General features: G+C 54.2%; 24 protein-coding genes and 1 riboswitch. Of the genes, 18 read left to right on the forward strand and 6 right to left on the reverse strand.

The window, feature by feature from the left end; all coding sequences use genetic code 11:
* Positions 1–42: 42 nt before the first annotated feature.
* The 6 genes from EHV15_RS23230 to EHV15_RS23255 all read left to right on the forward strand — a co-directional run bounded on the left by EHV15_RS23230 (position 43) and on the right by EHV15_RS23255 (position 6,429).
* Positions 43–972 (forward strand): hypothetical protein, encoded by a 930-nt coding sequence (locus EHV15_RS23230; RefSeq protein WP_128633311.1) that lies wholly within the window; start codon positions 43–45, stop codon positions 970–972.
* Between the two features lie 161 nt (positions 973–1,133).
* Positions 1,134–2,831: a glycoside hydrolase family 13 protein gene (locus EHV15_RS23235; protein ID WP_128633312.1), complete on the forward strand. Its 1,698-nt coding sequence runs from the start codon at positions 1,134–1,136 to the stop codon at positions 2,829–2,831.
* A 66-nt stretch (positions 2,832–2,897) separates the two neighbouring features.
* Positions 2,898–3,395: a metallophosphoesterase family protein gene (locus EHV15_RS23240; RefSeq protein ID WP_128633313.1), complete on the forward strand. Its 498-nt coding sequence runs from the start codon at positions 2,898–2,900 to the stop codon at positions 3,393–3,395.
* A gap of 210 nt (positions 3,396–3,605) precedes the next feature.
* The gene (locus tag EHV15_RS23245; protein ID WP_128633314.1) at positions 3,606–4,688 is read left to right on the forward strand and encodes an ABC transporter substrate-binding protein; all 1,083 of its coding nucleotides are present in this window, start codon (positions 3,606–3,608) and stop codon (positions 4,686–4,688) included.
* A gap of 29 nt (positions 4,689–4,717) precedes the next feature.
* Positions 4,718–5,632, forward strand: a complete 915-nt coding sequence (locus EHV15_RS23250) for an ABC transporter permease (RefSeq protein WP_128633315.1) — start codon at positions 4,718–4,720, stop codon at positions 5,630–5,632.
* Positions 5,632–6,429, forward strand: coding sequence for an ABC transporter ATP-binding protein (locus EHV15_RS23255; RefSeq protein WP_128633316.1), 798 nt, complete (start codon positions 5,632–5,634; stop codon positions 6,427–6,429). The genes EHV15_RS23250 and EHV15_RS23255 overlap by 1 nt, the downstream gene beginning before the upstream one ends.
* Positions 6,430–6,778: 349 nt before the next feature.
* On the opposite strand, the gene EHV15_RS23260 is transcribed toward EHV15_RS23255, so the two are convergent.
* The gene (locus tag EHV15_RS23260) at positions 6,779–7,138 is read right to left on the reverse strand and encodes a DUF2512 family protein (RefSeq protein WP_128633317.1); all 360 of its coding nucleotides are present in this window, start codon (positions 7,136–7,138) and stop codon (positions 6,779–6,781) included.
* A gap of 174 nt (positions 7,139–7,312) precedes the next feature.
* Between EHV15_RS23260 and EHV15_RS23265 the strand changes: the two genes are divergently transcribed.
* Genes EHV15_RS23265 through EHV15_RS23280 form a run of 4 tightly spaced genes read left to right on the forward strand, consistent with a single transcriptional unit; the run spans position 7,313 to position 10,074 of the window.
* Positions 7,313–7,615: an antibiotic biosynthesis monooxygenase family protein gene (locus EHV15_RS23265; protein WP_128633318.1), complete on the forward strand. Its 303-nt coding sequence runs from the start codon at positions 7,313–7,315 to the stop codon at positions 7,613–7,615.
* Between the two features lie 41 nt (positions 7,616–7,656).
* Positions 7,657–8,169 (forward strand): GNAT family N-acetyltransferase, encoded by a 513-nt coding sequence (locus EHV15_RS23270; protein WP_128633319.1) that lies wholly within the window; start codon positions 7,657–7,659, stop codon positions 8,167–8,169.
* Positions 8,170–8,198: 29 nt separating this feature from the next.
* Positions 8,199–8,807: a TVP38/TMEM64 family protein gene (locus EHV15_RS23275; protein WP_128633320.1), complete on the forward strand. Its 609-nt coding sequence runs from the start codon at positions 8,199–8,201 to the stop codon at positions 8,805–8,807.
* A gap of 22 nt (positions 8,808–8,829) precedes the next feature.
* A complete protein-coding gene (locus EHV15_RS23280; RefSeq protein ID WP_281281656.1) occupies positions 8,830–10,074 on the forward strand; it encodes an MFS transporter in 1,245 nt (414 codons plus the stop codon).
* A gap of 72 nt (positions 10,075–10,146) precedes the next feature.
* On the opposite strand, the gene EHV15_RS23285 is transcribed toward EHV15_RS23280, so the two are convergent.
* Positions 10,147–10,845: a metal-dependent hydrolase gene (locus tag EHV15_RS23285; RefSeq protein WP_128633321.1), complete on the reverse strand. Its 699-nt coding sequence runs from the start codon at positions 10,843–10,845 to the stop codon at positions 10,147–10,149.
* Positions 10,846–11,677: 832 nt separating this feature from the next.
* Here EHV15_RS23285 and EHV15_RS23290 point away from each other — a divergent pair.
* From EHV15_RS23290 to rpoD, 5 genes are all read left to right on the forward strand, one after another.
* Positions 11,678–12,472 carry a helix-turn-helix domain-containing protein gene (locus EHV15_RS23290; protein WP_128633322.1) on the forward strand — a complete coding sequence of 265 codons (795 nt, stop codon included), beginning with the start codon at positions 11,678–11,680 and terminating at the stop codon, positions 12,470–12,472.
* 87 nt (positions 12,473–12,559) lie between these two features.
* On the forward strand, positions 12,560–12,985 hold the full coding sequence (locus tag EHV15_RS23295) for a VOC family protein (protein ID WP_128633323.1): 426 nt from the start codon (positions 12,560–12,562) through the stop codon (positions 12,983–12,985).
* 168 nt (positions 12,986–13,153) lie between these two features.
* Positions 13,154–13,309 (forward strand): hypothetical protein, encoded by a 156-nt coding sequence (locus tag EHV15_RS36635; protein ID WP_178075938.1) that lies wholly within the window; start codon positions 13,154–13,156, stop codon positions 13,307–13,309.
* A gap of 124 nt (positions 13,310–13,433) precedes the next feature.
* A complete protein-coding gene (locus tag EHV15_RS23300; protein ID WP_128633324.1) occupies positions 13,434–14,072 on the forward strand; it encodes a DsbA family oxidoreductase in 639 nt (212 codons plus the stop codon).
* Positions 14,073–14,332: 260 nt separating this feature from the next.
* The gene (gene rpoD / locus EHV15_RS23305) at positions 14,333–15,226 is read left to right on the forward strand and encodes an RNA polymerase sigma factor RpoD (protein WP_036622545.1); all 894 of its coding nucleotides are present in this window, start codon (positions 14,333–14,335) and stop codon (positions 15,224–15,226) included.
* A gap of 61 nt (positions 15,227–15,287) precedes the next feature.
* Here rpoD and EHV15_RS23310 read toward each other — a convergent pair whose 3' ends face one another.
* From EHV15_RS23310 to EHV15_RS23325, 4 genes are all read right to left on the reverse strand, one after another.
* Positions 15,288–16,382 carry a chymotrypsin family serine protease gene (locus tag EHV15_RS23310; RefSeq protein WP_128633325.1) on the reverse strand — a complete coding sequence of 365 codons (1,095 nt, stop codon included), beginning with the start codon at positions 16,380–16,382 and terminating at the stop codon, positions 15,288–15,290.
* Positions 16,383–16,476: 94 nt separating this feature from the next.
* Positions 16,477–16,842 (reverse strand): fluoride efflux transporter CrcB, encoded by a 366-nt coding sequence (crcB, locus tag EHV15_RS23315; RefSeq protein ID WP_128633326.1) that lies wholly within the window; start codon positions 16,840–16,842, stop codon positions 16,477–16,479.
* Complete coding sequence (crcB, locus tag EHV15_RS23320; protein WP_425464448.1) at positions 16,839–17,237, reverse strand: fluoride efflux transporter CrcB; 399 nt, start codon at positions 17,235–17,237, stop codon at positions 16,839–16,841. Before crcB (EHV15_RS23320) ends, crcB (EHV15_RS23315) begins: the two co-directional genes overlap by 4 nt.
* Positions 17,238–17,268: 31 nt before the next feature.
* A riboswitch (Fluoride riboswitch) is annotated at positions 17,269–17,329 on the reverse strand.
* A 54-nt stretch (positions 17,330–17,383) separates the two neighbouring features.
* Positions 17,384–17,797 (reverse strand): DUF4183 domain-containing protein, encoded by a 414-nt coding sequence (locus tag EHV15_RS23325; RefSeq protein ID WP_128633328.1) that lies wholly within the window; start codon positions 17,795–17,797, stop codon positions 17,384–17,386.
* 221 nt (positions 17,798–18,018) lie between these two features.
* On the opposite strand from EHV15_RS23325, the gene EHV15_RS37945 reads away from it, so the two are divergent.
* The 3 genes from EHV15_RS37945 to EHV15_RS23340 all read left to right on the forward strand — a co-directional run bounded on the left by EHV15_RS37945 (position 18,019) and on the right by EHV15_RS23340 (position 20,983).
* A complete protein-coding gene (locus EHV15_RS37945; RefSeq protein WP_128633329.1) occupies positions 18,019–19,227 on the forward strand; it encodes a DUF4183 domain-containing protein in 1,209 nt (402 codons plus the stop codon).
* A gap of 81 nt (positions 19,228–19,308) precedes the next feature.
* Positions 19,309–19,725, forward strand: coding sequence for a metallothiol transferase FosB (fosB, locus tag EHV15_RS23335; protein ID WP_128633330.1), 417 nt, complete (start codon positions 19,309–19,311; stop codon positions 19,723–19,725).
* 373 nt (positions 19,726–20,098) lie between these two features.
* A complete protein-coding gene (locus EHV15_RS23340; RefSeq protein ID WP_128633331.1) occupies positions 20,099–20,983 on the forward strand; it encodes a radical SAM/SPASM domain-containing protein in 885 nt (294 codons plus the stop codon).
* The last annotated feature ends 252 nt before the right edge of the window (positions 20,984–21,235 follow it).

The following is a 21,235-nucleotide window of genomic DNA, read 5'->3' on the forward strand; positions in this document are numbered from 1 at the left end:
GGAGATGCTGGCGCTTTATATGCTTTTTTTGGAGGGATTCTTTTGTTTGAGGAATTATCCGGGCAACTGACGGAGCTGAAGGAAAAAGGGCGCAACGAGGAAAAATGGAGGAAACGGCTGGAGCAATTCAAAAAGGAGCTGGCTGAAGCGGAAGGCGCCAGGGATCGGTGGCGGCGCAAGCTTGCCGACGAGGAAGAGGATGTCCGTAAGCTGTCGGGAATGTCCTTGTCCAATCTGCTGGCAACGATTCTCGGCAACAAGGCGGAACAGCTGGACCGCGAGCAGCAGCAGGTGCTGGAAGCGAAAGTGAAATACGATGAGTCCGATCGCACGGTTCGGAGTTTGGAGCAGCAAATAGCTCAGCTGGAGCGGCAGTGGCAGGAGGTCCGCAACTGGAAATCGGCCTATGACCGTGTGTTTCAGACCAAGGAGGAGCAGGTCTTGGAGCAAAACGGCGAGATTGCGGAGCTGGCTGACCGGCGGGCCGAGCTAAGCGTACAATTGAAAGAGCTGGAAGAGGCGATCCTTGCCGGCCAATCGGTGCAACACGATTTAAGCGCCGCCGAGGAAGATCTTCACTCCGCCAAAAATTGGGGCACGTACGATATGCTTGGCGGCGGCATGTTATCCACACATATCAAGCACAACCGGATCGACGAGGCGATGGATCATATCTATCTGGCCCAACGCAGCCTGGCCCGATTTGAGCGCGAGCTTCGCGACGTGGGGGGCGGTCTTCCCGTCGAAATGGAAATCGGCGAGATGCTGACGTTTGCCGACTATTTTTTTGACGGTTTGATCGCCGATTGGCTGGTGCAAGGCCGGATTCACGAGACGTTGGCGCAGGTCGAGCAGAAGCAATCCGAGGTGGGCCGTCTGATGCAGAAGCTGGACGCGGCCCAACGAAAAACCGAAAGCGAGCTTGCCGAGTTAACCCGAAAATATGTGCAGATCGTGGAGAATTACGGATAACGGTTTATTCACTTCAACCCGGGGATTGCACAGGTCTCCGGGTTGCTTGTTCAAAACAGGGCTTGCCGCGCCCATTTCACGGTTATACATTTCGCGCCTGAGGTAAATAGTTATATTACAGGCCGGATGCGGGTCCGAAAGATATGGAAAGGGCGGCAAACATGAAGCGAACTTGGTGGAAGGAAAGCGTAGTTTATCAAATTTACCCGATCAGCTTCAATGATTCGAATGGCGATGGTATCGGCGATTTGCGCGGCATCATTTCCAAGCTGGATTATTTGCAGGACCTAGGTGTGGACGTGGTTTGGATATGTCCGATTTACAAATCGCCCGGGCACGACAACGGGTATGACATCAGCAACTATTGCGAGATAAAACCGCAGTTCGGCACGATGGAGGATTTCGACGAACTACTGCACGGGCTGCATACGCGCGGGATGAAGCTGATGATGGATTTGGTGCTGAACCACACGTCGGACGAGCATCCCTGGTTTCTGGAGTCGCGGCAGTCCGCAGACAATCCGAAACGGGATTATTACATCTGGCGAAAAGGGAAAAACGGCGGCTCCCCGAACAACTGGGAGTCGTATTTCAGCGGTTCGGTATGGGAATACGACGCGAAGACGGACGAATATTATTTGCATTTATACTCCAAACATCAGCCGGATTTGAACTGGGAGAACCCGGCCGTGATCGACGAGATGCACAACATGATCCAGTGGTGGCTAAAAAAAGGGGTGGACGGTTTCCGCTTCGATGCCATCGCGCATATCGTAAAAGCGAAAGGGCTTCCGGACGCCGATAATCCAGGCAATTCACCTACCGTACGGGCGTACGGAATGTTTTCGAATCTGGACCACGTCCATACCCTGCTGCAAAATTTGCACGATCAGGTACTGTATATCTATGATATCATGACCGTGGGGGAAACCTCGGGGCTGGGGCCCGAGCAAGCGCTCGATTACGTCGGGGACGGCCGGCGGGAGCTGAATATGACGTTTCAGTTTGAACATATGTTTTTGGATGCGGCTTCTCCCGGCATCGGCAAATGGGAAGTCGTGCCATGGAAGCTGGCCGATCTCAAGCGGGTCATGTCCGGCTGGCAAACAATCCTGCACGAAAAAGGCTGGAACGCCAACTATCTGTGCAATCACGACCAGCCCCGCTGCGTGTCGCGGTTCGGAAACGACGGACCGTACCGGATTCCTTCGGCAAAAATGCTGGCCACGTTCATCCACACGTTAGAAGGGACGCCTTATATTTATCAGGGCGAGGAACTCGGGATGACCAACATCGCTTTCGATTCGATCGACGATTACCGGGACGTGGAAACGCTGAATTATTATAAGGAACGGCTTGAGGCCGGGGTGCCGGAGCATAAGATCATACGGGCCATTCATCTGAAAAGCCGGGACAACGCCCGTACGCCGATGCAGTGGGAAGCGGGCGAACAGGCGGGCTTTACGACGGGGACGCCGTGGATTGGAGTGAATCCCAACTGTGCGGAGATTAACGCGGCTCAGGCGCTGCAAGATCCCGGTTCCGTGTACCACTACTACAAGGAGTTAATCCGTTTGCGTAAGCGGCACGAGGTGTTTGTGTATGGCGAGTACCGGCTGCTGCTGGAGGATCATCCGGAGATCTATGCATATACCCGGACGCTTGAGGATACCCAACTGCTCGTGATCTTGAACTTCTTTGAGGGCGAGCCGGTATTTGAATGGCCCGATTCCGTAAAGATCGATGGGATCGAGCTTCTGATCTCCAACTATAAGCCGGACAAATGGGAAGATCTTCGCCAATTACGGCTCCGCCCTTATGAAGCAAGGGTATATTTACAGGAAGCGGGTCGCGGATAAAACATTGAATTGGGGTGAGGACATGGAAAAAAACGATAACAATGGCCAGGCCTCGGTGCTTGGCCCATGAGAATCGGCGTCGTTTCGGATACGCATCTGCCGCGCCGGGGTAAGGAGCTTCCGTCCGCTTTGATCCGGCAGTTTGCTAGCTGTGATCTGATCCTGCACTTGGGGGACTGGACGACGTTCGAGGTTTACGAGCAACTGTCCGCGCTTGCGCCGGTCGACGGCGTGGCGGGGAACAACGATCCCGCGGACATCGTCCGGCGGTTTGGCTACCATAAAGTGCTGGAGCTTGGGACGAAAAAAATCGGCCTGACCCACGGCCATTTGCCGGGAGGCGGGCATAACGCCCTGGATAACGCCAAACGCGTTTTCACCGGCAAGCGCCTTGACGCCGTGCTGTTCGGCCATTCGCACAAACCGCTGCTCACCCATAGCGGCGGCGTATTGCTGTTTAATCCCGGTTCCCCGACCGACAAACGGCGGGAGGAGAAATACAGCTTCGGGATATTGGAGCTTGGGGCAAAAGGGCTTAAAGCAAAGCATATTTTTGTGAAATAAGAAGCGGCGGCTTCCAGGATTGACCGGGAGCCGGTTATTGACGGGAAATTGACCACCATTTAATATAGAAGTCATACTCATGTCCTAATCGGGGCGGTCTTCACGTTCCCGCTCGCTTTATCACTTTCATCTATGAAAGCGTCAACGGGATCGTGCATTACAGTCTCCATTTTTCAAGGGCCTGATCATGGTTGAAAGGGGAAAATGAAGATGAGGAAGAAAATCGGACTATTTTTTGCGGTATCTCTCATGCTGCTTAGCGTGATTGGCTGCGGCAGCAACAGTGCAAGCTCGGGGAACGGTGCAAACGCTCAAAATAACGGAGCGGCCGAAGCCGGCAATGCGCAAAATGCAGGTTCGGGTGGCGGAACGGACAATAAGTCATACAAGATCGCCATCTCGCAAATCGTCGAGCATCCGTCGCTGGACGCGACTCGCGAAGGTTTCATGGCGGCGCTGAAGGATGCAGGGCTCGTGGAAGGCGAAAACCTGCAGGTGGATTACAATAACGCGCAAGGCGATCAACCGAACAATATAGCCATCGCGCAAAAAATCGCCGGCGGAAATTACGACCTGGTCTTGGCGATTGCAACGGCTCCGGCCCAGGCTGTCGCCCAGCAGGTGAAAAACTCGCCGATTTTGTTCGCGGCCGTAACCGATCCGTTGGATGCCAAGCTGGTCGACAATCTTGATCATCCCGGCGGCAACATTTCCGGCGCTTCCGATACGAATCCCGAAGCGATCACGAAGCTGATGGATTTTATTGCCGCGAATTTCAAGGATGTCAAAAAAGTCGGCGTGGTGTTGAATCAGGGCGAACCCAACGCGGTTGTCATGACGGATCAGGCCGAAAAGGCGCTGAAGGCCCATGGCATCGAGCTCGTGAAAGCTACGGTCACGAATACCTCGGAAGTGAAGCAAGCGGCGGAATCGCTGGTTGGCCGCGTTGACGCGATGTACATTACGCTCGACAATACCGTCGTCGAAGCCGTCAGCACGGTCATCCAGGTCGCCAACGATAACGACATTCCTTTCTTTTCCAGCGACCGCGACACGGTTGAGCACGGCGCTTTTGCCACCGTGGGCTTCAAATATTTCGACCACGGTTACCAAGTGGGGCAGATGGCCGTGGATGTGCTGAAAAACGGCAAAAAGGTCGGCGATATGAAAGTGACGGTTCCGGATAAGCTTGACCTCATCCTGAACCTGAAGGCCGCCCAAGAGCAGGGCATCGAAGTGACCGACGCGATGAAGGATCAAGTGGTCGACAAAGAAAACAACATTATTGAATAACGGCTCCGTAATTTTGAGGAGGTACTAACATGTTAAATTCACTGCTGGGAGCGCTGGAATCCGGACTGCTCTATGCGGTGATGGCGCTGGGCGTTTACATTACGTTTCGGATTCTGGATTTTCCGGACTTGACCGTGGACGGCAGTTTTACGACCGGCGGCGCCATTGCCGCCGTGATGATCACAGGGGGCAGCTCCCCCTGGATCGCCACCGCGGCCGCATTCTTCGGCGGGATGGCCGCCGGCGCCCTGACCGGGCTCATTCATACCAAAGGCCGCATTAACGGCCTGTTGTCCGGGATATTGATGATGATCGCGCTATATTCCATCAATATGCGGATTATGGGCAAACCGAACGTCGCATTGCTTGGGGAAGATACGATTTTTACATCGATTTCGCCGCTTGTGCTGATGCCGTTTGTGGTGATTGCGATCAAACTGCTGCTGGACCTGTTCCTGCGCACCGAGCTTGGCCTCGCCCTGCGGGCGACCGGGGACAATCAGCGGATGATCCGCAGCTTCGGCACCCACACCGACAATACGATTATTTTGGGCCTCAGCTTGTCCAACGGGCTCGTGGCGGTATCGGGGGCGCTGATCGCCCAGCAATCGGGATTTTCCGATATTTCTTCGGGGATCGGGATGATCGTCATCGGCCTCGCTTCCGTCATTATCGGGGAAGCGATTTTCGGAGCCCGCTCGGTATTTTGGGCGACCCTGGCCGCTGTGCTCGGTTCGATCGTTTACCGGGTTGTCGTGGCGCTCGCGCTGCGCGTTGAATGGCTGGAGCAAACCGACTTGAAGCTGATCACGGCGATCATCGTCATTATCGCCCTCGTGCTGCCGACGGTGCGCAGATCGCTTAAGCAAAAAAGCCTGGCCCGCGAACGGGCCGCCGAAATCACCGGTTCGTCCGGGCAAAAAAGCCTGGGGGGTGGGCTCTGATGCTGCAGCTTTCCCGTGTGTCCAAGCTGTTTCACCCCGGAACGCCGGACGAAAAAATCGCCCTGATCGACGTTAATCTGCATCTCGCTCCGGGGGATTTCGTAACGGTTATCGGCAGCAACGGCGCAGGCAAATCGACGCTGATGAACATGATCTCCGGCGTCATTAAGCCGGACGCCGGGGAGATCCGCATCGGCGGCGCAGATGTCGGACATCTGCCGGAGTACAAGCGGAGCCGCTGGATCGGCCGCGTGTTTCAGGACCCGATGGCCGGTACGGCGCCGCATATGACGATTGAGGAGAATTTGGCGATGGCTTATGCCCGCGGCAAGCGGCGCGGCTTGGCCTTTGGCGTCAACGCCAAGCGGCGGGCAATGTTTCAGGAGCAGCTCAGCCGGCTCGGCATCGGGCTGGAAGGGCGGCTGCGGGCCAAGGTCGGCACGTTGTCCGGCGGCGAGCGCCAGGCGCTCAGCCTGCTGATGGCGACGTTCACCGAGCCGCAGATTTTGCTGCTCGACGAGCACACGGCCGCGCTCGACCCGGCCCGCGCCGAGCTGGTCACGCAGCTGACCCGCAACATCGTCAGCGAACTGAAGCTGACGACGCTGATGGTCACGCATAATATGGAGCAGGCGATTCGCCTCGGCAACCGCCTGATCATGATGGATGGCGGGCGGATCATCCTCGATGTGGACGAGTCGCGTAAACGCGATTTGACCATGGAGCGTCTGCTCGGCGAATTCGAGCGCATCAGCGGCCATAAGCTGTCCGACGACCGCGTAGTTTTAGGCGGCTAGTCATTGCCTTAAAGAATAAGAAGCCTGCCCGGCGGAGCATTCGCGGGGCAGGCTTCTTTTGTTAACGGACCGGTGGGATCAACTGCAAAAGTGCATTTGATTTCTCTTCAAACTCCGTTTTTGGGCGATTGAAATGCAAAAGTGCATCTGAACATCAGCGGTTTGATAAAAAAGTGACTTTTAACTGAAAATGAACTGCACATTTGCATTTGAACCGTCCGTTTCGAGAAGTTTCGACGAAATTCGCCTGCACTTTTGCATTTCGTGGCATCGTCCCCCTCTTCCTTCGGCCGCAAGAAGTCTGTCTTCTTTGAGAGTACGTCGCTCGACGCTTATTGCACTTAGCTTTTTACCCCCGTACCCGCACGCTGCTGTCGTTCCGAATGCCGTCTTTGAGCAACCAACGGTGAAAAAAATATTCAAATACGCCAACGACGACGGTGATCGCCAAAATCTCTCCGAGCGTGAGCGTCCACCCCGCGTTAGCGGCAATCGCCCACAGCATAAGATAGACGAGCGCGGCGTCGGCCAGCGTGGCGATGGCGTTGTTGGTGCGCGGGAGGATGAACAAATCCCCGAATAAATAGGCCAAAATGGACAACGCTATAGCTGTCATCAGCGCCCCCATCAGCGATGCATTGCTCAACCACAGCATCATGGCCACGACGATAATGCCGTTTCCAAGCAGTTTGACGACAAATTTGCTCACATCTGCACCTCCTTCCGATTGCTGTTAATTTCCCCGGCTTAAAGGCGGAGTATGCACGAAAGGAACGATAGGGGGCTGAATACATTGATAGGGGGACGGAGCGGCCTGCGGCAATTTGGATTCATAAAGCGCTTAGTCCGTGCTATAATCAGCCTTACGGAGGAGATGAAGAGAATGATTCTTGAAGTAGCCGAACTGCAAGTAAAACCCGGGATGATCAACGAATTCGAAAGCAATTTCCGCAAAGCGTCGAAGATCATTGCCCAGACGGAAGGTTATATTGAACATGAGCTTCAAAAATGCGTAGAAACGGAAAATAAATATATTCTGCTCGTCAGATGGCAGTCGATCACGGCGCATGAGGTCGGCTTCCGCAAGTCGCCCCGTTACCAGGAGTGGAAAGCGCTGCTGCATCATTTTTACGATCCTTTTCCGACGGTAGAGCACTACGTTCAAATCAAGCTGGAGACGGATTAATGGAAAAATAACGGGAGAATGGGAGACGGGTGCGAATACATATGCCTACAGACTTGGAGTATACGATTGAAGACGCAACCTTGGCAGATTTGCCGGCGATTGTCGGCATTTACAACGAAACGATTGCCGGACGGATGGTCACGGCAGATCTCGAGCCGGTTACGGTGGACAGCAGGCAGAAATGGTTTGCGGAGCATTCCCCGGATTTTCGCCCCCTCTGGGTGATGAGAAGCGGCGGGCGCATCATCGCCTGGCTCAGCTTCCAATCCTTCTACGGACGCCCGGCTTACAACGCCACCGCCGAAATCAGCATTTACATTACCGGCGAGTACCGCTCGCGGGGGATCGGCGGTATTTTTCTGAACAAGGCGATTGCCGCTTGCCCGGGCCTTCAGGTGAATACGCTGCTTGGTTTTGTGTTTGCCCATAACGAGCCAAGTTTAGCGCTGCTGCGGAAGTTCGGTTTTGAGCAGTGGGCGCTTTTGCCGCGCGTGGCCAATTTGGATGGTGTGGAGAGGGACCTCGTCATATTGGGAAAAAGAATTGAAGCGTAGCGAAATTTTTGCGATTGGGGAAAAATAAGTTGAACGAATGGATCAAACAAATCACCGATTGGTTTCTGGACACGACGGGCCTGACCGGTTATTCCATCCTGCTGCTGACGATCCCTTTAGCTGTCCTACAGGGGTTGTTCGGTGTTTTCCCGTTCGCCACGATCGTGATGCTGCATATCTCGCTGCTTGGGATCGTTAACGGCCTATTGGCCAGTTGGATTGCCGGTAGCGCGGCGGGAATGATCGTTTACTTGCTGTGCCGGTATTTGTTCACCGATTGGTTTAACCGTAAATGGATGAGCCGTTTGAAGAAATACGAGAAGTGGCAAAAAGGGTTGGACCGTTACGGAGTGTGGGCCGTTATTTTTCTTCGCACGGTGCCGATCATGCCGAACAATCTGATTTCCTTTATGGCGGCGATTTCCAACTTAAAGCTGGCATCCTACACCTGGTCGAACGTGGTCGGGAACTTGTCCAGCATCTGGCTGTTCGGGATCTTAAGCGCGCCGATCGTGTTTCCGGGCGTCGATTTGCGGCAGCTGATCTTGTCGTATGCCGCGTTTTTGCTGGTGCTTTGCGCCGCTTTCTACATGAGAAGCCGGAATATGGCCAAAAAAGACCGCGGCATGATGACATAGCGGCTTACGAAAGGGGCAATGGATGATGAATGCAACAACAGGCAACGCTTTGGAGACGAAGGCTCCGCCCAAACAAAGAAAACTGCTGCTGAGCGCCGGACTCAGCTGGATGTTCGACGCCATGGACGTCGGCATTATCTCGTTTATCGCCGCCGCTTTGGCGGTGGAGTGGAGTTTGACTCCGGAGCAAACCGGTTTTTTTACGAGCATCAATTCGGTCGGAATGGCCTTTGGAGCGGCGATCGCCGGGTTTATGGCGGACAAGTTCGGGCGAAAATCCGTGCTGTTGTGGACGCTGGTCATTTTTTCAGTGGCGAGCGGCTTGTCCGCAGCGGCGACCGGTTTCGCCGTTTTATGCGTGCTGCGCTTCATCGCGGGGTTTGGACTGGGCGGAGAGCTGCCCGTGGCCTCCACACTCGTTTCCGAATCCGTTCCCGCCAAAGAGCGGGGGCGGGCGGTGGTGCTGCTCGAAAGCTTTTGGGCCGCCGGCTGGATCGCGTCGGCGTTGATCTCCTATTTCGTTATTCCCAAATGGGGCTGGCAAGCGGCGTTCCTGATCGGAGCGCTTCCGGCGCTTTACGCGTTATATTTGCGTAAATCGATCCAGGAGCCGGCACGCTACCGGGAACAGGCCGCCGGAAGAAAAGGGCAGGCCCCCTCTTTCGGCAAACGGTTCACCTCCGTATGGGCAAGTCCGCATCGGCGTTCCACCGTCATGCTGTGGGTCCTGTGGTTTACCGTCGTTTTTTCGTATTACGGCATGTTTTTGTGGCTGCCTTCGGTAATGGTGCTCAAGGGCTTCAGCCTGGTCAAAAGCTTTGAATATGTCCTGATCATGACGCTGGCCCAGCTTCCCGGCTATTTCACCGCCGCTTACTTCATTGAGAAGTTCGGCCGCAAATTCGTGCTGGTGCTCTACTTGCTGCTTACCGCCGCAAGCGCGGCCTGGTTCGGCAGCGCCACCAGCGAAGGCATGCTGATGGCCGCCGGCATTTGTTTGTCCTTCTTCAATCTGGGAGCTTGGGGCGGCATGTATGCCTACACGCCCGAACTGTATCCCACCTCGGTTCGTTCGACGGGAGTGGGCCTGGCCGCCTCGTTTGGACGAGTTGGGGGAATCATCGCGCCTTACCTCGTCGGCATGCTCATTGCCCGGCATGTGGCGGTCGGATCGATTTTTTGGCTGTTTTTCGTGACGATCGTCATCGGGGCTCTGGCCGTATGGTGGCTAGGGACGGAAACGAAGGGGAAGGAATTGGCGGACTGATTTTGGAAAAAAGCAGGCCCTCGGAAGATACTTCGGAAAGTATCGGCCGGGGGCCTGCCGCTTAACGGGCGTTTAACTCCATGTTTCGGTATTCAGGGTTTCAGCCGGCTGTAAGAAGTGGCCTTGAATGCCGATTTTCTGCAATTCGGAGACAAAACGTTCTCCATCCTGGCGGATCAGCTCGAAAGTGTTGTAGTGAACCGGGACGACATGTTTGGCATTGACCCACTCGGCCGCGACCAGCGCGTCCTCCGGCCCCATCGTGTAATGGTCGCCGATCGGCAGAAACGCCAGGTCGATCGGACGGCGGCTTCCGATCAGCTTCATATCGCTGAACAGGGCCGTATCGCCCGCATGATACAAGGTCAGTCCGTCCAGCTCCAACACGATGCCCGCGGCAACGCCAAAATAAAGGCTGACGCCGTCCTGCCGGGTCACCGACGTGCTGTGCAGCGCCGGAACCCATTTCAGTTTGCCGAACGGCAATGAGATGGAACCTCCGAGGTTCATCCCGATCGTCTGCAGCCCGGCATGCGCGAAATAGTTCGCCAGCTCGACGATAGCGACGATGGGGGCCTGGTTGCGTCTAGAAATACTGTCCGCGTCGCTGATATGATCGGAATGCCCGTGCGTCAGCAGGACATAATCCGCCTTGATCTCATCGGCCGGTTTTCCCGCCAGCGGGTTGCCGGTCAGAAAAGGGTCGATGATGATTTGATGCTTGCCCGTATCCAAATGGATGCAGGAGTGACCCAAGTATGTTATTTTCATTCCTATCACCTCATTGGAAAAGATATCCTTCCTGATTATTATACCTTCCGCCCGTTAGCCTGTCACATGCCATAGAAGTTTCCTACCAAAATCCTAGTCACAAAGCAGGATATGCCCATGGATATCCCGAATATAACCATAGCGGATTTTGTCATTATTTTGAATAAGGGGAATTCGAAATGGCTTTGATCGATGTAGTTCAGCAGCGGGCAGCCGAGCGCGCCAAAAGAAAGCCCTCCCGCTCCGAAAAAACCGGTTTCCCTGGATTGCCCGGCCTGCGGAGCCAAAGCGGTGGTGTATCCCGATAAACCGGCGACTTGTGAGTACTGCGGCACGGTTATTCCATATAAGGCTTGATAAGAGGACAAGGACAAACCAAGAGGTTTGCCCTTTTTTACATTGTAGAATTTTGAAAATTCAGGACGGGTGGAGGGCGATGAGACAGGTTGAGAAGTGAGAAAAAAGGTTGGCTGTAGAGTCTAAAGGACTCCAGAAGCCTTATCTGCGGAAAAACGGAGGTTTGCAAATTGTAACGGACAGAGATGCACTTATTTACCCCGAATCGGCCCGGGTGAGCTCGTTTAGAGCGAAATAGCGTCATGTGAGTCCGTTAGGCTGGGAAATACTCGGGAAATGGGCGGATAAGGTCGCTGGAGTCCGTTAGAGCAGCGTCCACAGCTAAGAAAGGGCCGAAGTTTTTTTATTTGATCCAATGTGATTAAAATCATAGCAATTTCGAAAGTAATGCTAGACTAACCTGCCGCGGGCAGATAAACTAGAAATGAAATTTTAACTGGATAGGTCCTTGAAGCCCCGAAGGAAGGTGGTCCGGATGACAGAACGGTATCCTGAAATCGACGAAGTCATCGCCTACATTCAGCAAAACATTCACGAGCCGCTCCCGTTGTCCCGGTTGGCCAAATACGCGGCTTACAGTCCGTTTCATTTTTCGCGTATTTTTAAAGAACGGATGGGACTGCCCCCGTTGTATTACGTCTCCGCCATGCGTTTGCAGAAGGCGAAGGATCTGCTGCTTAAGACGGACATGACGATCCGCGACATCGGCTTGGAAATCGGCCAACAGAGCCTCGGCACCTTCACGACCCGCTTCACCGAACGGGTTGGCATGACCCCGTCGGACTTTCGCAATTCCACCCGGTATGCCGGCGATCTGCTGCACTCGTTGCAGCATTTTAATGACGGCAGGCTGGGACGTTGGAAGATGAACCGGCCGGGGACCATCGGGGGAATGGTGCAAGCGGCGGCCCCTTTTTCCGGTGTGATCTTTATGGGACTGTTTGCCAAGCCGATTCCGGAAGGGCTGCCTCTTTACGGAACTTTGTTGTTTTCCTTGGGCGAGTTTTGCTTCACCGGCATCAAGCCGGGAACTTATTATCTGATGGCGACTTCCCTCGATTGGGGCGCGAACGCCAAGGATATTTTGCTGCCGCAAAGTACGCTGCGGACGCGCTTTCATCATCCGATCGCCGTCAAACCGGGGATTCATGTGCCTTATCAAGAGGTGATGCTGTACCCTCCGCGTACGGACGATCCGCCGATTTTGATATCGCTTTCCGTGCTGATGAATCGTTTTTTAAGTGAATCCTTGCAAAAAAGCAATCGGTAAGAAATCTTTGGCTCGGAAAAAAGGTACGATGTTATGGGACATACTGATGATGAGGTCAGAATCCAACACCAAAGGAGCAGGTACAATATGTCGATGCGATTAACCCCTTATCTCGTGATGGACGGGAACGCCAAGGAAGCAATCTCATTTTATGAAAAAGCTCTGGGAGCTACGGTCATTTTCGTGCAATCGTTTGGGGAAATGCCGGAAAATCCCGAATTTCCGCTGCCGGAGGAAGCGAAGGATCGCGTATCTCATGCTGTGCTCAAGGTCGGGGAAACCGATTTGATGTTTTCGGACACGTTTCCGGGCCAGCCCCACCAAAGCGGGAATCTAGTCACGATCTGCCTGACGACGAATGACACTGAACAGGCGAAACGCATGTTTGAAGCGCTGGCTGAAGGCGGCCGGATCGATATGCCGTTGCAGGAGACCTTTTTCAGCCCGGCTTACGGCTCGCTTATCGACAAGTTCGGCGTAACGTTTCAAATTTTCACGGAAAGAAAAAATTAACAATCCTTCCAGGAGGGGCGCCGGGATCTAAAATTCCGGCGTTCTTTTTTTCATAAATGCTTAAAATTACCATATGATTTTGGAGTGATGTTTCATTTTGCGGCGGGTTGAAGATTCCGAAACGGGGCACGCTTAAAAAGAACTACGCGTAAGGAGGCGGTGGGAGAAATGAAAATTATCATTACGCAAAGCGAAGCCGTCGAGAAGGGGATCTGGGCCAAAGTCAGAAAACAGTTCGGATTGTCCGAAGAGGATGAGGTATGGGAGCGGGAGCAGTTCATTTTGACGGAGGAAGAGGCGCGGGATTACGGATTAATCCATTAATCGGGCCGAAAATCCCCAAGGAATGGATTGCTTCTGCGGGAGCGGGCGGTTAATATGGGGTATAGACTATGGCGCCGCATGCTTCCTGAGGGTGCGGACGGCTTCTTGGTGGGAGGAATGAATAATGCAAATCGAAGTTTGGTCGGATTTTGGCTGCCCGTTTTGTTATATCGGGAAAAGACGGCTGGAGAAGGCGTTGGAAGCTTTTGAGCACAAGGATGAGGTACAGGTGGTGTACCGCAGTTTTGAACTGGACCCGGAAGCTCCAAAGGATACGGAATCGAGCATTCATGAGCTACTTGCCGTCAAATATGGCTTAAGTCTGCTTCAGGCCAAGGAATCAAATCAGAACGTGGCGGCTCAAGCTAAGGCCGAGGGGCTGGATTACCATTTTGATACGGTCATTCCGACAAATACGTTTGATGCGCACCGGCTTTCGCATTTTGCTGGGGAAAAAGGGAAGGCTAAGGAGATGACGGAAAGATTATACCGGGCTTATTTTACGGACTCATTACATATCGGTGACCGGGAGACGTTAATCCGGCTGGCGGAAGAGGCAGGACTGGACGGCCGGGAAGCCGGGGAAGTATTGGACCAGAACCGGTATGCCGATCAGGTGCGCGAGGATGAGCGGGAAGCCAGACAGCTTGGCATCCGCGGCGTTCCGTTTGTCGTGCTGCGCGGCAAGTACGCGGTGTCCGGAGCTCAGCCGCTGGAAATTTTTCAGGGAGCGCTGCAGCGCGCTTGGGAGGATCAGGCATAGCCGGAAATGAATACGTTGAAATAACCAAAAAACGCTGATCCGTTGAGGATCAGCGTGTGTTTACTTTATGTAATTATGACATAAAAATAAAACTTGTATTACTTTACGTTCTATGGTACAATGACGGATAGCCAAATCACAAATGCTTCATACAATAATCTACTCAATAATAGCATAATATCAATGATTTGTCAAATGGATTTGCGCGACTCAGATAGAAAGACTTGGCAATTTTATTTATTTAGGGTGGGGGTCTGAAAATGACGGAGGATTTGAAGCATAATGAAACGGAATTTACCGACGACCTGACGCTGCCGCCAGGAATAAAAATCGATGACCCGGTACGTATGTATTTGAAGGAAATCGGTCGCGTTCCACTGTTATCCGCTGAAGAGGAAATCGAACTCGCGCAGCGGATCGAAAACGGCGATGAGGATGCCAAACGCCGTTTGGCCGAAGCGAATTTACGGCTCGTCGTCAGCATAGCCCGGCGTTATGTCGGGCGGGGCATGGTTTTTCTGGATTTGATCCAAGAAGGCAATATGGGCCTTATTAAAGCGGTTGAAAAATTCGATTACTCCAAAGGCTTCAAGTTCAGCACCTATGCAACCTGGTGGATTCGCCAAGCGATTACGAGAGCGATCGCCGATCAGGCCAGAACGATCCGGATTCCGGTGCATATGGTCGAAACGATCAACAAATTGATCCGGGTGTCCCGGCAGCTGCTTCAAGAGATCGGACGGGAGCCAACGCCGGAGGAAATCGCCAAGGAAATGGATATTTCGCCGGATAAGGTGCGCGAGATTATGAAAATCGCGCAGGAGCCGGTTTCCCTGGAAACGCCGATCGGCGAGGAGAACGACTCCAACCTGGGCGATTTCATTGAAGATCACGATGCTCCGGCGCCTGCGGAAGCGGCGGCCTATGAACTGCTCAAGGAGCAGTTGGAGGAAGTGCTCGATACGCTGACCGAACGGGAAGAAAACGTGCTTCGGCTGCGGTTTGGCATGGACGACGGCCGGACGAGAACGCTCGAGGAAGTCGGCAAGGAATTCGGCGTTACCCGGGAACGGATCCGGCAGATTGAAGCCAAAGCGCTCCGTAAATTGAGACATCCAAGCCGCAGCAAACGGCTGAAAGATTTTATGGAATAAACTAAAGAAGCGGTCCATCAGGGTTTGATACTGATGGACCGCTTCTTTAATTTGCCTGAAATTATTTTCGCGTTGAACGAGCGCGCCCTTTCATCAGGCTAATTCGCCCCAGGACTTTCGAGGTGAGCGGACGAACACTGCGATAGTTCACCTTCTGGCCTCGCTGCGCGCGAATAAGCGCGGATTTGCCGGGACGGGCTACTCGCGATCCGAACACCTGCATAAACCAATGCACCGGATAGGAAATCGACAGGCGGCCGTTTTCGGAACCGGCAAAATTGACGGCCGCCGCCTTATTGCCGCGTTCGGTCAGCCAGACGGAGCCGGAGTCGCCTGCCAGCGATACCGGGCGTTTGCCGCGAATAACGCTTTGGTCCTTAAAGGTGATCGTCCCGAGGTTGCCGTAATTGCCGTAATCGACCTGGATGTCCGTATGGATCGACTCGACGGTGCCGGTGACAACCCCGGTGGTGCGTCCGACTTTTTTGAATCGGTCCCCGACTCTATAGGTGACGACATGCCCCGGGACGGCCCCGAAAACGGCATAGGCCGGTTTGAGCAAACCGCGGCGCAGCGGTTTTGAGGTCGCCGCATCCAGATAATTGGCGCTTTTTTTGCGGAGCTTAACAAAGCGGTCCATCCTTCCAATCCGGTCCTTCGGGCTGCGCCCGCCATCCGCTCCTCCCGGCTGAAGCGTGGCGGAGTAACGCGGCGTGTTGTTATTTACAAGCACATGATTGTTGCTTAGGATACGGTTGCTTCCTGCACGATCGTTGACGATCAGGCCGGCGGTACCCGATGCGGCGGAAGTGCCGACGCTATACCCGGCAATGACCGGGCGGATACGGCCGGTGAAGGTTCGCTTGGAGCGGGCGCCTTGTTTACCGTGCTTGCAAAAGCGCCGGCAACGAACGACGCGAAACGGCACGCCGGATGCGGATTTTAGCTGGAGCGGCACAGCGGGCGGCCGTTTTTTGACTTTTCTTTTTTTATGGGCGGTGGAAGAAAGGGCTTCGGCATATACGATGATGGCGGCCCCTTTTTTCGGGTGTTTGGGATCATGCAGGCCGACGCCGACGCCGTGGATGCCTTTCCGTTTGAGCAAACGTCTGGCAATGCGCCGCTTCAGCAAATAAGCTTTACGAAAACTGGCCAATAGGTATCACCTTTTCTCGCTTTTTCGCGGATTTGCTTTATCATATGCAGCGGCGGGAAAGGTTGACTGTCCGTAAGTTTGCCGGCTTATTGTCTTAACGGATACAGCTGTATCCCAGCCAGGCAAACCAAATGCCCAGCAAAACGGAGGATATGACGTAAACGATCGCTGTTCGCTTCCGCCCTTGCCCGATGAGGCCGATCGTTTCGTACCCGAACGTGGAGAAGGTCGTATAGGCTCCGCAAAAGCCGATCCCGAACATGAGCCAGCTCCATTCGGGCATCCCGCGATGATTATGTAAGGCCGATAAAAGACCGAGGAGGAAGGAGCCGCTAATGTTAATCAGCCAAGTCCCGTACGGGAATCCGCCGCCCATTTTGCCGGATATCCATTTGCCCAGATAGAATCGCAGCAGCGTCCCCAAGATGCCGCCCGCGCCAACGCCTAAGATGCCGATCATGCGTGCCCCTCCCTTTGACGGCTTTGGTTCTTCCCGGCGATCCACATGCCGAACCCGGCCATGAGCAGGCCGCCGATCACGTTCGCCAGCACGTAAGCGGCCGCCGTTCCCGGGCGGTTGGAGCTTAGTGCTTCCAAGGTTTGCACGGAAAAGGTGGAGAAGGTCGTAAATGCTCCGGTAAAGCCTGTCCCCAGGCCAAGCCGCAGCTGGGAAGGGATCTTCCGCAGCGGCGCAACGGTAAAAAACCATCCGAGGAACAAACAGCCGGTCAAGTTGATGACGACGGTTGACAGGGGGAAGGAGCCGACAGAGGGAATCCCAACCCCTAGTCCATAACGCAGCAGCGAACCGAAAAATCCGCCAACGATCAGTGCGATTACATTCAAAACGATCATCCTCCTAAAAATAGACAGACTCCTACCAGCAGAACTGGTAGGAGTCATTAGCTCGGGGAGCGGTTCAGGCGAACTCCATCGCCTATAATACTGGGTCCATTTTAGTCGATGGAATGCGAGGAGTCAATACGCTTTACGTGGTTGCTTTAAGATGTGATGGTGATCGTAGGAGCGGAGATCGTAGGCTGCGTCGAAATCGTTGATGTGACATCGCCGAAGCTGTTGATTTCCAATTGAACGGGAACGCCAACGCTGATATCCACCGTGGCCAAAACCAGGCTTGCCGTTGTCAACGTGGACAGTGACTGCTGCTGGATCACACCGTTGACATACACGTTAAAGAAGTCGCTGCCGGTCAAGGCGGGCAAAGCGGTGACGGTTCCGTCTGCATCATCGACGAAGCTCGCGGCCGGGATAGTCGTATCCGTGGCTCCGATCATGGCTGCCGTAATCGTGGCGAAAAAGCGGGTAACGGTCGGAGTAACCGTCGTGGTGACGGCCCCTCCCGTGGATACCGGAGCGGAAGCCGTGGCGGTAAAAACAGGTTTTATGACTGGCATGGGTATTACCTCCTAATCTAGAATGTTATCGAAAGATTCGATACATCACATATAATGATCGGATAATCGTAATAGAAACGGCGTTGTTCCATAGGGAAATATTTATTCTTTGGCGTAGTGGCAAGGATATTTGTCTATTTCGCCTCTACACGGAACCACATATGATAATGCGGGCGAATAACGAGGCAAAGTACAGCATTTCCGTGTAGGAGGAATGGCAGATGGGGAAAGGAAAGTGTGCTGCCGGGCAAAAAAGGAAGAAAGCTGCGCGAGGCGGCAAAAAAAGGAAGTCCGCATATTATGCTCTGCGTGCGCAAAACCGGAGATTGCGCGGCCGTCTTGTCATTTGCTGGAAGCGGATGCGGCGAATAGAGCAACTGCTTAATCAATACTGCGGGCAAATGGAACATCCGGGAGCGGGGGACGGCATCGGCGCCCCCGGCTCGCCGGGGGCGAGCGGCCCGGCAGGCGCTCCGGCAGGACCGGGTCCCGCGGGGGATGCGGGGCCGGCTGGACCGCAAGGGGCCGCCGGGCCTTGGGGAGCGATGGGTCCGGCAGGGCCGCGAGGACCGGGGGGCGAAGCGGGTGTGCCGGGGCTGATGGGTCCGCAAGGGCCGGTAGGAGACGCAGGGCCGCCAGGGCTGATCGGCCCGCAAGGACCGATGAGAGAAGCGGGCCCTCCGGGGCCGAGGGGAGGAGCAGGTCCGCCGGGACCGGTGGGAGACGCAGGGCCGCCAGGGCCAGCGGGAGATCCCGGCCCGCCGGGCCCGGCAGGAGAAGCGGGTCCCCTGGGTCCGATGGGGGCGCAGGGGCCGGTGGGAGAGGCAGGGCCGCCAGGGCCAGCGGGAGACCCCGGTCCGCCGGGCCCGGCAGGAGAAGCGGGTCCCCCAGGGCCGGTGGGAGCGCCGGGACCGGTGGGAGAGGCAGGGCCGCCAGGGCCAGCGGGAGATCCGGGTCCGCAGGGCCCGGCAGGAGAAGCGGGTCCCCCAGGGCCGGTGGGAGCGCCGGGACCGGTGGGAGACACAGGGCCGCCAGGGCCAGCGGGAGACCCGGGTCCGCAGGGACCAGCCGGAGCAGCAGGGCCGCAAGGGCCCGAGGGGCCTCCCGGACCGCCCGGACCTCCCGGCGGCGCGATTCAGGTCACGCCCAGCGTGTTCCGCTACTTTTATTTTCCTCCTGCCAATTTGCAGAGGGATGTCACCATTCCCGCCAGCGAGTTTACGAATGACCAGGGAAATACGCCGGCCGAATTTTCCGGAGTCGGCAGTGAATCATACGCAAATTTGTATATAAACGGCGTTATGCAGGAAGGCAGCCTGTATACACTGTCCCCCGCAGCTTTGACGCTGTTTCTCGGTCAGGATATGATATTGGCGGGGACGCCGATCATTCTTGAAATCGTGCAAATTACGGCCGAAGCCATAATCTGAACATCGTTTCTTGCATATTGCGTGCCGTGTAAGGGCGAGGCGTTAATGCTTTGCCCCTAATTTTTTGCAAGGAGGAGACATATGGAAATCAAAGGGATTAATCACTTCTGCTTTTCGGTATCCGATCTGGACCGGTCGATTGCTTTTTATGAAATGGTATTTGGCGCAAAAATGGTTGTGAAGGGCAGAAAACTCGCTTATTTCGATTTGCACGGGTTATGGATCGCCTTGAATCAGGAGGATATCGCCCGGGACAAAGAGAACCGTACATACACGCATATTGCGTTTACGATTGAGGAAGCTGATTTTGACGCTTTCCTGGACAAGCTGCGCAAATTGAAGGTTGAAGTGCTGCCGGGGCGCGAGAGGGATGTCCGGGACAAAAAGTCGATTTATTTTCTCGATCCCGACGGGCATCCGTTTGAATTCCATACGGGAACGCTGGCGGATCGTCTCGAATACTACCGGGCGGACAAAAGTCACATGACCTTTTACTGATAAGCTTCAGCGGTTCGGTGGCATTTTTTTGTTGGGCTTTTGCCCCGTTTGAGCTAGAATAAGGACAAGCAAAGATCATATATCTCTTGAATCGGCAGACAAATCATTAGCGTTAAACTACCCGGATATTTAACGGTTGTAACAGCTGCTATTTTCCGAAAAAAGCCCTTTTCTAAATTCTAACGGTTGTGAGCGCCGTTATTTGCCTGAATCTAAGTAAAAATAGCCGGATTTAAGTGAAATAAGCACTATGGCAACCGTTACAATTTGCAATCAACGTTTTTGGAACAAATAGCGCTTGTGGCAAACGTTAGAATATTTGTGTGGCAGACAATTCCCGAATACTAAATCAAAGCGAAGTAGGCTCAAGCACATGAAAAAGTTCAAAAAGTTTTATATCGAAACGACCAGCATTTGCAATTTGGCGTGCAGCTTTTGTCCGCCGACACACCGCAATGCGCAGTTTATCAAAACGGAAGACTTCAGCAAAATTTTGGATGACATTAAACCTCATACGGATTATATTTATTTCCACGTAAAAGGGGAGCCGCTTCTTCATCCCAAAATCGGCCAGCTTCTGGACATCAGCCACGAAAAAGGATTCCAGGTGAACATCACGACCAACGGCACGTTGATTCCAAAGATTAAGCATAAGCTGCTCGGCAAGCCGGCGCTGCGCCAGATGAATTTTTCGCTGCACAGCTTTGACGGGCATGAAGGTTCCACGGACCGGGAGGGTTACTTGTCCTCCATTTTGTCTTTCGTCCGGGAGGCCGTCGCTTCCTCCGATCTGATCGTTTCGTTCCGGCTCTGGAACTTGACGAAGGACAACGAGACGAATTTGCAGCGCAAACGCAATCGGGAGACTTTGGAAATGATTGAACAAGAGTTTGGTCTGGATTACCGCATCGAGGAAAAAGTCGTACCCGGCAGCGGGGTCAAATTGGCCGAGCGGATTTACCTGAATCAGGACCATGAGTTCGCCTGGCCGGATTTGAAAGCGCAGGAGGACGACGGCAAAGGCTTTTGCCACGCGCTTCGCAATCAGGCGGGGATTTTGGTCGACGGTACGGTGATCCCTTGCTGCCTTGACGGCGAAGGGGTGATCAACCTCGGCAACGTGTACCAAACGCCGTTCTCGGAAATTATCGAAGGGGAACGGGCCAACCGGTTGTACGAAGGTTTTTCGCGCCGGGTAGCGGTCGAGGAACTTTGCCGGAAATGCGGCTACCGCCAGCGTTTTGGCGGCGAAGCTTAAAACGAGGTGTTGTAAAAGGAGCCGATACGGCTCCTTTTTTATAGGAAGCGCTGCAGCCATTTGTACCCGCGGAAATAACGGTAAAAAAGGCCGCTATTTTGGCCAAAGGAGGAGTTCAGCGAAAATAGTGGAACTTTTTTCCTCTATTTTCGTCGAGTGGGGCAAAAAAGGCGTTTTATTCAAGGTTAGCAGGAAAATAGGCACCAAAAGTACCGCTATTTTGTAAGAGAGAGGAAAAATCGAAAAAATAGC

This window comes from Paenibacillus oralis (assembly GCF_003863965.1).
GTDB classification, from domain to species: Bacteria; Bacillota; Bacilli; order Paenibacillales; family Paenibacillaceae; genus Fontibacillus; species Fontibacillus oralis.